At 61.4% G+C, this 13,470-nt stretch carries 9 protein-coding genes; 6 read left to right on the forward strand and 3 right to left on the reverse strand.

The window, feature by feature from the left end:
- Positions 1-192 precede the first annotated feature (192 nt).
- Entirely contained in the window at positions 193-963 is a 771-nt protein-coding gene (locus ACVOLO_RS11660; protein ID WP_481570460.1) for a flagellar brake protein, read from the reverse strand.
- Positions 964-1,331: 368 nt separating this feature from the next.
- Between ACVOLO_RS11660 and ACVOLO_RS11665 the strand changes: the two genes are divergently transcribed.
- The 6 genes from ACVOLO_RS11665 to ACVOLO_RS11690 all read left to right on the forward strand — a co-directional run bounded on the left by ACVOLO_RS11665 (position 1,332) and on the right by ACVOLO_RS11690 (position 8,395).
- Positions 1,332-4,112 carry a type VI secretion system Vgr family protein gene (locus ACVOLO_RS11665; protein WP_481570461.1) on the forward strand — a complete coding sequence of 927 codons (2,781 nt, stop codon included), beginning with the start codon at positions 1,332-1,334 and terminating at the stop codon, positions 4,110-4,112.
- 3 nt (positions 4,113-4,115) lie between these two features.
- On the forward strand, positions 4,116-4,979 hold the full coding sequence (locus tag ACVOLO_RS11670) for a DUF4123 domain-containing protein (protein WP_481570462.1): 864 nt from the start codon (positions 4,116-4,118) through the stop codon (positions 4,977-4,979).
- Between the two features lie 73 nt (positions 4,980-5,052).
- Complete coding sequence (locus ACVOLO_RS11675; RefSeq protein ID WP_481570463.1) at positions 5,053-5,550, forward strand: hypothetical protein; 498 nt, start codon at positions 5,053-5,055, stop codon at positions 5,548-5,550.
- Between the two features lie 103 nt (positions 5,551-5,653).
- Positions 5,654-6,151, forward strand: coding sequence for a hypothetical protein (locus ACVOLO_RS11680; protein WP_481570464.1), 498 nt, complete (start codon positions 5,654-5,656; stop codon positions 6,149-6,151).
- Positions 6,152-6,219: 68 nt separating this feature from the next.
- Positions 6,220-6,546: a hypothetical protein gene (locus ACVOLO_RS11685; RefSeq protein WP_481570465.1), complete on the forward strand. Its 327-nt coding sequence runs from the start codon at positions 6,220-6,222 to the stop codon at positions 6,544-6,546.
- A gap of 145 nt (positions 6,547-6,691) precedes the next feature.
- Positions 6,692-8,395, forward strand: a complete 1,704-nt coding sequence (locus ACVOLO_RS11690) for a T6SS phospholipase effector Tle1-like catalytic domain-containing protein (protein WP_481570466.1) — start codon at positions 6,692-6,694, stop codon at positions 8,393-8,395.
- Between the two features lie 202 nt (positions 8,396-8,597).
- Here the strand turns inward: ACVOLO_RS11690 and ACVOLO_RS11695 are convergent, their stop codons facing one another.
- Together ACVOLO_RS11695 and ACVOLO_RS11700 are read right to left on the reverse strand one after the other, a co-directional pair.
- Positions 8,598-10,829 (reverse strand): methyl-accepting chemotaxis protein, encoded by a 2,232-nt coding sequence (locus tag ACVOLO_RS11695; RefSeq protein WP_481570467.1) that lies wholly within the window; start codon positions 10,827-10,829, stop codon positions 8,598-8,600.
- Positions 10,830-11,185: 356 nt separating this feature from the next.
- Positions 11,186-13,429, reverse strand: a complete 2,244-nt coding sequence (locus tag ACVOLO_RS11700) for a methyl-accepting chemotaxis protein (protein WP_481570468.1) — start codon at positions 13,427-13,429, stop codon at positions 11,186-11,188.
- Between the last annotated feature and the right edge of the window lie 41 nt (positions 13,430-13,470).

Consider the following 13,470-nt stretch of genomic DNA (forward strand, 5'->3'; position numbering starts at 1 on the left):
GGGGTGGTGGGGGGGCGGGGGGGGGGGGGTGGCTGGGGGTGGGGGGGGGCGGGGGGGTGGGCGGCCGGCGCGCCGGGCGTGGGGGGGGGGGGGGGGGGGCGGGGCGCCGCGCAGAACCGGCGGATGGGCGAACAGGCGCACGCAGCAGAGATCCTGCAGCTGTCCACTCATCCAGCCAGTTGTTGTTGCGCGCTACTCGCCGTTGGCGCGCGCCTTGCGCAGGCGGTCGATGCGGAAGATATAGCGCTGGATCAACGTGTCGGCACCGCGCGGCAGATTCTCGAAACGAAGGCCTGCGCGTGTCATCTCCACGCCATTGGCCTGTTTTTGCTGGCGCAGGTCGCAGACCACCAGGGATGTGCTGATCGGCGGGGACTCGGGGATCAGCAGGGTGCAGTCGTGGTAGCGGTTTTGCAGCTTGAGCAGGCCCTGTGGCGAGGGCAGCATCAATGCGAGGCCGCCGGCGCTGATGTCCAGCACCCGCCACCGGCTGGCCTGGCCGCCGTCAGGGTCGGGCAACAGGCAATAGGGGGAATCACCGACCGGGGTCTCCAGCCGATAGAACTCCCGTCGCTGCAGGTGATAGACCTCTTCCGGCAGCGGCGCCTGGAAGGCAATGTGGCCATCACGCTCGACACGCGTGTGGTGATGCAGCTGGAAACGGACGGTGACCTTGTCCACCAGGCCAAAGCACAGCAGCGAAGAGGCGCTTTCCACCGAACGATTGACCGACGGCACAGGGCTGGCGTCGAGCAGCAGGCTGTCTTCGTCCACTTCGAGGATGGCGCTGGGGAATGACTGGTCCCGGCCATCGGGGTGTGCGTTGATCAGGGAGCGCTGGCCGATCATCGATTGCAGCAGATGCCGGACCTGATGGCGGTTGCGCACCATGTAGCGGTCGTCGGCGTAAAGCTTGCCTGCGGCGTTTGAAGGGCTCGGCTCGAAGGGGTCGTTTACGGACATGGGCACGCTTGCGATGGGCCGAAAGAGCAGGGCTTGTCACTCAAGCCGCTGGAAACTGTGATAGCGGCCGCCCTTTCTACATCTTTAGCCCCCTTGTTGAGGGGGCGGTCGACTGTTGGGGCATTGGGCTTGCGTCGCAAACGTTGCTGCCGGCCTGCAGCGGATGCTGTTGCGGGCGTGCGGTGGTGGCACTTGGCTGCGGCGTATGGGTGATTCGCCAACTTGTCACCCCGCGGAAGAACGCAATCAATTCTGTCGCGACATTCACGACAAAAGCGGAATTTCCCGCGATGGGAGTCTGCTAGATTCCGCCGCTGGCTAAGGGTACCGCGCGCGATGAAGCTTGGCGCGCCAAGGACGGTGACAGCATGGAAAGGCTGAAGGTGGCGCTGGCAAGGATGGCCGGCATGGACGATGCGCAGCGGCTGTATCGCCTGCATTCGACCTTGTTGGGCAACTGCGTGGTGGACCGCTGGTCCGGCCGTGATGCGTTGTGTGACCATGCACAGACCGAGGTGGATGTACTCAGCCTCGACGCCGGCATCAGGTTGAATGCATTGCCGGGCACGCCGGCAACCTTGAGCGGGCGTCTGGCCGATGGCGGGCAATGGCAGCGCAGCGGGCTGATCCAGGAAGTACGCCGGCTCAGTGCCGAGGGCGGGCTGGCCCGTTATCGGCTTTCGCTGATGTCCTGGACCTGGTGGCTGCAGCACGCACGCAACAGCCGTGTGTTCCAGGAGCAAAGCCTGCGCCAGATCGTCGATGCGGTTCTGGGCGGTCACCCGCAGCTGGCCTGCTGGCGCTGGGCCGACGGCAGCGATGCATTTCTCGAAGGACGCGTGCGCAGCTATTGCGTGCAGTACCGCGAAAGCGACCTGGACTTCGTGCAGCGGCTGTTGGCCGAGGAAGGTCTGGGTTGGCGCCTGTATCGCGACGACAGCGCCCCCTGCGGCAATGGCATGGAGATCTTCGCCGACAGCCCCGGCCTGCCGGAGGATGCCACCAGCGCGGCCAGTGGCGTGCGTTTCCACCGCAGTGATGCCACTGAAGCCAGCGACAGCGTCCAGCAGATCGGCCGCCGAGGCGTGCTGGGCAGCACGCAGTTGACTCTGCAGAGCGATGATTACCTGACCGTGCGTGGTATCGGCGCTCACCTGCCGATGGACGGCGCTGGCAGCGGTACCGGCCGTGAGGATCACGACGCTGTTGGCGCCTATGCGTTCAGTAGCTGGCATGAGGCGCAGCGCCAGGCGCGCCTGCAGGCCGAAGCGCGTGAGGCGCATCGTGTTGCCTGGCAGGGCCAGGGCACGGTGCGTGGCTTCCAGTCCGGTCATTGCTTCACACTGCAACAGGCGCCACTGGCGGCCCCGCCGGCATTGCTGCTGGTGGAAGTGCAGCATGCCGGCATCAACAACCTGCCCACCGATGTACGCGTTGCGCTGGAGGCCGAGGGCGGCGTGCCTCCGCTGCCATTGCACGACGCGGCGCTGTGGGCGTCTGCGGAAAAAGTGGGTTACGGCAATCGATTCAAGGCGGTGGATCGCGCCCGCCCATGGCGGCCGATTCTCACAGATGGCACCGGCGCCCGGTTGAACCCGCGCCCGACCGTGCCGGGCTACCAGACAGCCTTCGTGGTGGCCGCCCCTGGCGGAGGCCGTGACGTGCATGCCGATCACCACGGGCGCGTGCGGGTGCGCTTTCACTTTCAGGACGGCAGCCATGGAGCGCACGACAGCGCCTGGCTGCGCGTGGTGCAACGCTATGCGGGCCCGGGTGTGGGCAGCCAGTTCCTGCCGCGTGTGGGCCAGGAAGTGGTGGTGGGTTTCCTGGATGGCGACATCGACCGCCCCATCGTCCTCGGGGCGCTGTACAACGGCCGCGGCGAAGGCGGCATCGCGCCCACGCCGGCCGGTGCGCCAGGCATTTCCAATCGTGCGGTGTATGCACAGGCAACGGACCACCGCAGCAGTGCCCAGGGCAATCTCACCGGCGGCAATGCCCCGGCATGGCATGCGGCCGGTGGCGGTGACGATGCGCACCGTCATGATGGCGCGCTATGGGGCATCCGCTCGCAGGAATGGGATGGCGGAGCAGGCAACAACCACCTGTTGTTCGATGACCAGAATCAACAACTGCGCGTGCAGCTGTCCTGCAGCCAATACGCCTCGCACCTGACGCTGGGGCACCTGCGGCACCAGTCGGACAACCATCTGGGCAGCCTGCGGGGGACCGGCTTTGAACTGCGCACCGATGCCTGGGGCGCGGTGCGGGCCAGCGCCGGAAGCTGGTTCACTGCTTACGGGCATGCGCCGCAGACCCCGGCCGGGGAAGTCGTGCAACCGGCCGCCTTGCTCAAACAGTTGCAGGCGATGAGCGGGCAGTTCAGCAAGGCGGCGCGCATCCACTTGGTCAGCCCCTTGGCCCTGCAGGAAGGCGCAGGCGCCAAGGACCGCTCGCAGTTGGTGCCGGACAAGGCGCCGCTGGCTGCGTTGCTGGCCAGCGTGCAGACCGTGGTGGCCGGTGATGACCATGCCACTGCCGCAGTGCAGGCGGGCCAGCGCCAGGCAACAGGCGGTGCCGGCCGCGTGCCACACAGCGGCGACCCACTGTTGGGCCTGGCAGCGCCGGCCGGGGTGGTGCATGCCGCTGGGCAAGCACTGCACTGGACCGTAGGCGAAGGCCTGTTGCTGGGCAGTGGCGGCCACAGCGACGCCGCCGTGATGCGCCAGGCGCGCCTGCACGCCGGTCAAGCCATTGGCATGCTGGCCAGCGTGGTCGAAGGCGATGCCAAGGGTGGCAACGCGATAAGCCTGGTGGCCGGCACCGGCGAGTTGGACATACAGGCGCAGAACGACGAAGCCCGCCTGCAATCACGCAGGGCGCTGCGCATCACCAGCGCGCAGGGCGCGGTGGAACTGGGTGCAGGCAAAACGATCCACATCGCCACCGCCGCCGGTGCCAGCCTGACCATCGAAGACGGCAACATCACCTTCAACTGCCCCGGCACGATCAAGGTGGAAGCCAGTCAGAAGTCGTTCCTTCCCGGTGGACGCGGTCGTTACCCGCTACCCGTGTTTCCGCAGTCGGTGTGCAAGGAGTGTTTGCTGCTCGCCGCACAACGTGCGGCGGCGCTTACTCCGAAAGGCTGATTCATGTCGAAACATTGGAAATTCCCAGGGAATGATTGGCTGCCTCTCGACGAAGGGGTCGAGAGGTATGTCCTGCTCGATGGCGCGCAGTGCGATCACGCTAGAGAAATCTTCCGGTATTTGCAGACGCCACTGCGGACGCTGTTCGATGGGCAGCTTGCTGATGGGCTGGATGACGCCAGTGTGTTCCTGGCGAAGCTGCCGCGTGACATCGACATAGAGCGGTTTCTGAAGCGTATAGAAGTCGCGGCCCGTAGCCCCGGTGTTCTGAGCTTCATAGAATCACCATTGCAGATTGAAGCGCTGTTGCAACGGCTGCAGCGTCGTCTTGATGCTGGCTACCCAAACGGAAAGCAATTTCTCTCCCGCTATTTCGATGCCAGGGTGTTGCCTTGGTGGGTGCAGGCACTAGATGAGCGGCAGCGGGATGATTTTCTAGCCATTGGCCACCGCTGGACGTATTTGCAACACGATTTATGTTGGGCGCATCTGGAGTTGCATTGCCCAGTGCAAGACCCGCATGACCCACCTTGGGTGCTGGAGGCAGCGCAGCGACATGCGCTGATTGATGCAAGTTATCCATACACATTGATAGATCATTTCCAGCTGACTGATCTGGATTTACTGCAACGTGTTCCACGTGATCGGTGGTATGCCTACCTCCGTAAAGTCATGGCCACGGCCTCAGCATTCGGTATCGAAGATGGCAAGCGCGTAGTGATGGTCGTTACCTGGTCACTACTAACAGGTCAGGATCTGGCCGACGCGCCCGGCTGGCCGGAACGTCTCGCCGACTACGCCTCCGGCCGTCGTAGCGCTGCCGATATCAACAATGACGTGTGGCCGCGGCAGGAGAGCTGGGAGTGAATTTGAGCGCGCTCCGGCCGGAGGCGCTAATGGCCCTAGCGAATTTGGCGATGGATATAGCAGTAGGTTGCCAATGAGTAAGTATCTGTGGGGTTTCTTGGGCCTGTTGGGTCTTCTGCTATTGGTCGTTGGTTGCAGTTCGGCCGCGACTCGCGACAAGAAGTCGCCGTTCATGCGCTTGTTTGGCTTCAACTATACGGAACGTCATATTGATTTCGTGCGGGTGGATGGTAACTACCTGGGTGGTCTGTCTGCCTATACCAACGGCGGGTCGTCATCAATGGGGCGAAAAAAATTCAACGGAGAATCAGTCATTCTCCATGTGACTTGGGTTGAGATGAGTCGATATGACCTATCCAATAATTCATACGTTGATGAAAAGCACTGGGTTAATCGGCGAGCCGACATAATGGTATCGCCGCTGTACTCTAAAGACGCATCTACGTTGCTTCTGCATTTTATTCCTGATGGAAGCGTAGAGGCTGAATTGGTGCAGCGTGATAGGGATAAATGGGGCTTGAGGCGGATGCCTGTGCCAGATGGGCATAGATATCATAGTGCGGTGCGCTGATATGAATGGGCTGCCTGCGAACGAATGGCCATGGAAACTGATGCTGGCACTTGCGTAATTTTTGATCGGTGCGGTCGGCGATGAATGTTGGAGATAGTTATAAATGAGTAGATATATATGGGGTGCTTCGGCATTGTTGGTGTTTTTTTTATTGGTAATCGGCTGCAGCTCGGCTGCGACTCGCGTGAAAAAGCCAACATATATGGGTTTGTTTGGCTTCAATTATAGCGAGCGCTATCTGCGATTCGTGCGGGTGGACGGTAACTACGTCGGTGGGCTGGATGCTTATACCAATGGTGGCTCATCATCAATGGGGCGGAGCAAATTTGATGGAAAGCCAGCGAGTATTCGGGTTCAGTGGGAAGAAGGGAACTATTATGACCTGGCACGAAACTCTTACGTCACGGATGGCCACGCGGTATCACACGACGTGGTCGTTCAGATCAAACATCCCTATCCCGCAGATGCTTCCACATTACTTCTGCACTTTTTCCCTGACGGAAGTGTTGAGGGTGAACTAGTGCAGCGCGATGGGGAGAAGTGGAATTTAAGGCGATTTCCAGTGCCGAAGGGACATGTAGATTATGAGGCGGAACACTGACTTCGCCGAGATTATTTATGCATTTTTCGATCTGCGCGGCTGGCGATGAATATTGAAGATGGTTGTTAATGAGTAAATATCTGTGGACTGCTGCGGCGGCACTGGTGCTTCTGCTATTGGTTGTTGGTTGCAGCTCGGCTACGGCTCGCGACAAGAAGTCGCCATTCATGCGGTTGTTTGGCTTCAACTACACGGAACGCCATATTGATTTCGTGCGGGTGGACGGTGATTACCTTGGCGGGCTGGATGCGTATACCAACGGTGGCTCATCATCAATGGGGCGGCGAAAGTTCAATGGCGACCCTGTCAGTCTTCATGTGACATGGGTTGAAATGAGCCGCTATGACCTATCCACTAACTCGTACGTTGATGAAAAGCATTGGGTGAATCGGTGAGCTGACATAATGGTGCGGCCACCTTATCCAAAAGACGCTTCTACGTTGCTTCTGCACTTCTTTCCTGACGGCAGCGTAGAGGGCGAGCTAGTGCAACGTGATAGAGAGAAATGGAATTTGCGGCGTTTGCTAATACCGAAGGGGCATGTGGATTATGAAGCGGAACACTGATCCCACTGAGATTCCGGGCCAGGTGGATCTGGAACCGGGTGCCAGTGATGTGTTAGGTGATACTGATGGTGTCGCGCGAACAGCGAGGCTGGCGCGCGGCCTGCGTCCGTTGAGTGATGCTGAGAGGGCGCAGCGGCAGCTGGCGGCCAGTTGTACGCTGGTAGACAGGGAGGTCGCCGGTACAGGTTGTGTCACACCACTTTACTTGGCCGTTTTCTTTGACGGTACCGGAAACAATATGGAGGCGGAGCTTAGGAAGACGGAGGAAATTCGGGCACTTTCCAACGTCGCGCGCTTGTTCGATGCGCATCAACGAGATAACCGCCGGAGGGGGCTAAGGCGGGAATACCTTTCCGGTGTAGGTACTCCGTGCGAGCAGGTGGGAGATGACGGCGGCGTCGGCGGTCTCGCACTCGGTAGAGGCGGCGGCGAACGTATCGAACACGCGCTGAAGGTTCTTGATGAGTTGATCGATGATCAACCCGCCTCCATGAAGATTCTGGTGGTGACGGTTTCTGTTTTTGGATTCTCCCGTGGTGCCGCATCCGCCCGCGCATTCGCTCGGGACCTGGCAGCGTGCTGTAAGCGTCAAGAGGATGGCACGTGGCTCTACAAGGATCGGGTTCCGCTACGTATTTCCTTTATGGGAGTGTTTGATACCGTGTGCTCGGTATGGCCGGCCTTTAGTTCGGCGGCGATCAATTTTCGCAATGGGCACAACGGTTGGGCCAAGGGCATGCATGTCCCTGCCATGGTCGAACAATCCGTGCATATGACGGCGGCGCACGAGTTGCGCGGCCAATTCCCGCTGGACTCCACCCGCGACCATGATGCCTACCCCGTCAACACGGTGGAGATATGGTTCCCGGGCGTGCATTCAGATGTGGGCGGCGGTTATGACCCACGAACGCAGGGGCGCAAGAACAGTATTGCCCGTTTTGCACTGAACGAGATGTACGACATGGCCAGTACGGCAGGCGTGTTACTTAAGCCAATCAGCGAGCTTGATGAGTTCTTGAGATCCGAGTTCGACAAATCGGATGCTGAACTGCAGGCGGCCTTCAATGGCTACCTGCAGGCCATGCCGATCAAGCGCGGGCGCTTTGAAGACCTGCAGGCGGCACATATGGGGTTGTTGCATCGCTGGCTGCGTGTGCGTCAGGAGCGCGGCGATGAATTGCCGTCAATGGAGCGCCTTGCCGAGCGCGAGGCTGCATTGAAGGCTGAAGTACAGACACTTCAGCGCCAGCGAAACACGTTGTCGGCGCCCCTCGGATATGAGGAATCCCATCTTCCTCATCAGCGGATGGAAGATGCCGATACGCGGAATGTGATTAATACGTCTCTACGTGAACGTGAGGACGAGTTGAAAACGGTGCGCAAGCAGTTGCGCGGACTCAGGGTCGAGAATGACACCGTGCTCAGGAAAATCGAGCGCATGCGTCGAAAGCGCGATCGCGGAGAGATTCTCAATTTGGCTGAGCAGACGATGGTGGATGCCTGGGACGACACGGCGCCGTTGCCTCCGTACGTAGAAACGTTCTTCGACGGCTATGGGCATGATTCCGCATCCCACTGGGTACTTGCCGATCAGACCAAATGGCGCGTGATCCATTTCGGGCGCACCAAATACAAGCCAGCGGAAGTGATAAGCACAGCCGACGCTGCAGCGAATTGAGGCCAGTGAGCGGAGCGAAGCGGTGGACGCCATGCTGACGATGTGAGCAATGGTTTAGGGCGAACTGTAATGACCCCCTGAAAACCCGCTCAGGTGCTACAACCCCAGAGGAGACACCGATGAACGGGATGATGGCAGATGAGATCAAGCGCTGGACAGCCCGGCCGGCCGGAGAGCGTCCGGCCGGCCGTCGGTAATGGTGCTAGAACTCCTGCCAATCGTTGCCGGTTGCCACGGGTACGCGCGGTGCTGGGCTTGGGATGGCGCGTAGTGCCGGGCGTGGGCGTTGGACTGGCTTGCTGGCGTTGGGCGCCGTGCGGGCCGGGGGGGGCGCCAACGTGTCCGCGAGGCGGAACTGCGCTACTGCGTCGGTGAGCTGCTGCGCCTGGTCCTCCATGGAGCGCGCCGCTGCGGTGGCTTCTTCGACCAGCGCCGCATTCTGCTGCGTGCTTTCGTCCATCTGCATGACGGTCTGGTTGACTTGCTCGATACCGGCACTCTGCTCCTGCGAGGCGCCGGCGATGTCGGCCATGATCGTGGTCACGCGCTGTACCGAGGCCACGATGTCGTCCATGGTGGTGCCGGCGCGCTGGACCAGCTGTGAACCTTCGGACACCTTGTCCACCGAGTCGTCAATCAGGGATTTGATCTCCTTGGCCGCTGACGCCGAGCGCTGCGCCAGCGTGCGCACTTCGGTTGCGACTACCGCAAAGCCCCGGCCCTGATCGCCTGCGCGTGCAGCTTCGACCGCCGCGTTCAGTGCGAGGATGTTGGTCTGGAACGCGATGCCATCGATGACGCTGATGATGTCTGCAATCCGCTGCGAGGACTGCTCGATGGAGGTCATGGTGGTGACCACCTGATTGACCACCTCGCCACCCTTGGCGGCCACTTCGGCCGCGCCACGGGCGAGCTGGTCGGCCTGGCGCGCGTGCTCGGCGTTCTGGCGCACGGTGGAAGTCAGCTCTTCCATCGATGCGGCGGTTTCTTCGAGGTTGGCGGCCTGTTGTTCGGTGCGGCGCGAGAGGTCGTTGTTGCCGGTGGCGATTTCACTGGCTGACAGGGTGATGCTGCCGCTGGCGGCCTGGATGCGCGACACGATGGCCGCCAGTTGATCCATGCTCGCATTGCCGTCATCGCGCATGCGGGCGAACACACCATGGAAGTCGCCGTCCATGCGCTGGGTGAGGTCGCCCTGGGCAATGGCATGCAGCAGTTGTGAGAGATGGCCGAGATTGCCCTCGGTCGTTTCCATCAGCGCGTTGAGGCCACTGACCATCTCGCGGAAATCATGCTCGAAGTGAGCGGCCTCCCCGCGCTGGCTGAAGTCACCAACGGCTGCGGCAGCGGATAGACGCTTGATCTCGCCGTTGATCGCCGACAGGCTGGCCTTGGTGCTGTCCATGGCATCGGTGATGACGGCTTTCTCACCGGGCAGGCGGTCCATGTCCACGGACAGGTCGCCGCGTGCGTAGTGTCGCATCACCTCCACGGTGCGCATCTTCACCGCAATGTGCTGGGCAACGACTGCGTTGACCTCGCGCACCATGCGGCCGTATTCGCCGGGGAACCGGCTTTCGTCGATACGGAAGCTGATCTGCCCTTCGTCATGGGCGTGGGTCAATTCCACCTGCGCGGCGATGACGGCCTTGAGCTGCCCCTGCATGCGTTGCATGGAGGCCAGGAGCTGGCCGACTTCATCCTTGCCGGTTCCGTCGATGGAGCCATCAAGGCGGCCGCTGGCCACGTCGTCCGCCGCACGCAGCGCGATGCGAATGGGGCCGACAATGGAGCGGAAGATGGTCACACCCAGCGCTGCGGATGTGGCGCCAAGAATCAACATGAAGACGAGTATGGCGGTGATGCTGCTGGCCTGCGTCGCCCGGGTGCTGGCGGTCTCGCGTTGCAGCGCCGAGACGACATAAGCGCTCAGGTTTTCCACGTCCTGGAAGAGGTTACGGCGTGCAATGCGCGACTGGTCGTTGGAAATGGCGTGGGCATCGTCGAAGGCACCGTCGGCGATGGCTTTTTCCATCAGCGCATGGGCCTGGAAGTAGGCCTGTGCGGTCTGCTGCATTTTCGCGTACAGGGCCTTCTGCTCGTCGCTGGCGGCCAATGCCTCGTATTGCCTGCTGTGTTCAGCCAGCTTCTGGCGCTGGTCAGCGATGCGTTGGTTGTACTCGGCAACAAATGCAGGCTCCTGCAGATGCGAGAGCTGGGACAGCTCGGCAATGCGGATTTCGGCAAGGTCGGTGCGGATGCGGTCCAGGAATTGCACTGCGGGCATGTAGCGTGCACTCACTGCATCCAGTTGCACGCTGGCCTGCTTGAGGCGGAGGGCAGCGAAGCCGCCCATGGCGACTGTGGCCAAGGTTGTGAGGGTGAAAGCGATTGCCAGCTTTCGTGTGATCGTGAGGTTGCGAAAGAACTCCATCTCTTGCTCTCCGGATCGTTGATGAGGGGTACGGCAGGTGTCATTCCCTGTGCAGATGCCGTTGGAAGGCGCGCGCGTCGCTGCGCTCAAACGGTTTCATCTGAATCCGTATCGGCGTCATACCCTTGCAGCTGTAGGACAAAAGGCGCAGAAATTGTGAAGGATTCAGCACAAATCGCCGTATTCACTAAAACCAGACTCACAACGTGATGTGCATCCGAAACAACCTGTGCCGTCCATCACTTGTTTGGTGAAAATGCCCCGGCAGGTGACTGGCATCGGGCAGCCGTTGGCCCAAACGAAAACAGCCCCGTCCTTGCGAACGGGGCTGTTGATGGGGCGCTGGAGCGAGTGGATCAGAACTCCTGCCAGTCCTCGCCGTTGGCAACCATTGGCTCCAGTCGACGCGGCGATGTCGTCGAACGCGCAGGGCGCAAGGTTGCCAACGGTGTGGCCACCGCTTCCTTGTTGCGCGTGATCACCGAGGTGGGGCGCACGGCCGTTGTCATGCGGAATGCGGCAACGGCTTCGTTGAGCAACAGCGCCTGTTCTTCCATTGCGCGGGCAGCGGCGGTGGCTTCTTCCACCAACGCAGCGTTCTGCTGTGTGGTTTCGTCCATCTGCACCACGGTCTGGTTGACCTGTTCGATGCCGGCGGACTGCTCCTGCGAGGCGGCGGAGATCTCGGCCATGATGTCGGTGACGCGCTGCACCGAGGCAACAATTTCGCCCATGGTGGTGCCGGCCTGGCTGACCAGTGACGAACCTTCCCCCACTTTGCCGACTGAATCCTCGATCAGGCCCTTGATCTCCTTGGCCGCAGCGGCCGAACGCTGCGCCAGCGTACGTACTTCGGAGGCCACCACGGCAAAGCCGCGGCCCTGTTCGCCTGCCCGCGCGGCTTCCACTGCAGCGTTCAGGGCCAGGATATTGGTCTGGAATGCAATGCCGTCGATGACCGAAATGATCTCGGCGATCTTCCGCGAGGAGACTTCGATTTCGCTCATGGTGCTGACCACCTGCTGCACCACGTTGCCGCCCTGGGTGGCTACCTCGTGCGCGCCGATGGCGAGCTGGTTGGCCTGGCGGGCGTGTTCGGCATTCTGGCGCACGGTGGAGGTCAGCTCCTCCATCGAGGCGGCGGTTTCTTCCAGGTTGGCGGCCTGCTGCTCGGTACGGCGTGACAGGTCGTTGTTGCCGGTGGCAATTTCGGTGGCGGCGAGATTGATGCTGGATGCGGCGTTCTGAATGCGGCCGACAATCCCGGCGAGCTGGTCGACGGTGGCATTGGCATCGTCACGCATCAGTGCGAAAACACCGTTGAAGCGGCCATCCATGCGTGTGGTGAGGTCGCCCTGGGCCAGTGCCTTGAGCACCTGCGATACCTGTTCGAGATTGCCGTCGGCAGTCTCCATCAGGTGGTTCAGCCCAGCGACCATCTCGCGGAAATCGTGCTGGTAGCGGTCAAGCTCACCGCGCTGGCTGAAGTCGCCCGCAGCAGCGGCGCTGGCCAGGCGTTTGATCTCGGTGTTGATGGCCGACAGATTGGCCTTGATGCTGTCCACGGTTTCGGTGATTGCGGCCTTTTCACCCGGCAGGCGTTCGATGTCCACGCTCATGTCGCCAATCGAGTAGCGCCTGAGGATGTCCAGCGTGTCGACGATGGTGTCCACGTTGGCGGCGACCAGGCCGTTGGTGGCACGCACCATCTGCCCGTAGTCACCGGGGAACAGGCTTTCGTCCATGCGATAGCTGATGCTGCCGGTATCGTGCTGGCGTGCCATTTCATGCTGTGCGGAAATGACCGACTGCAGCTGCGTCTGCATGCGTTGCATGGAGCCGAGCAGCATGCCCACTTCATCGCGGCGGGAGGCATCGATGCGACGGTCCAGCTTGCCGGCCGAGACGTCATCGGCAACGCGCACGGCTTCGCCCAGCGGCAGCATGATGGCGCGGGTGATGGCCCAGCCCATCAGTGCGGCCAATGCCAGGGCCAGGGCCAACATGCCAAACACCGTGAGCAGGGAGCGCTTGTGCACTTCATGCGAGGCGTCGGTTTGCCGGGTCAGGTGTTCCTGGTTGTACTGCGAAAGCTGCTTGAGCCGATCGAACAGTTCACGACGCAGCTTGCGCGAATCGGTGTTGGATATCTGCGTGGCGGTCGCGAAATCATCCATGGCAATGGCGGCGGAAATGCGCTCGTGTGCCTCGAAATAAGCCGCGCGCGATTGTGCCACTTTGTCGTAGAGCGCCTTTTCCTCGGGTGTGGATTCGACGTCGATCGCGTCATATGCCTTTTCTTCGGCCTCGATCAGCGCGCGGGTATCGGCCATGCGCTTTTCGTAGTCGGCCAGCTGGGCAGCATCGCCCTGGTAGGACAGTTGCGCCTGTTCAAAGGTGCGGAACTCGCCCAGCTGCGCACGCATTTCGCCCAGGTGCTGCACCGAAGGCATCCAGTTGTGCGTGGCCTGCTGGATCTGGTTTTCAGCCAGGTCCATGCGCCATGCGGAAAACAGGCCCAGCAGCAGCGTCAGCAGGCCGGTGGTGCAGAAAGCCAGCAGCAGCTTCCGCGTGATAGACAGGTTCTGGAACCATTTCATTGCAGACGCCTCCATTGGCATTGCGCTCCGTGTACAGGCCC

Source organism: Stenotrophomonas sp. STEN056, assembly GCF_056759635.1.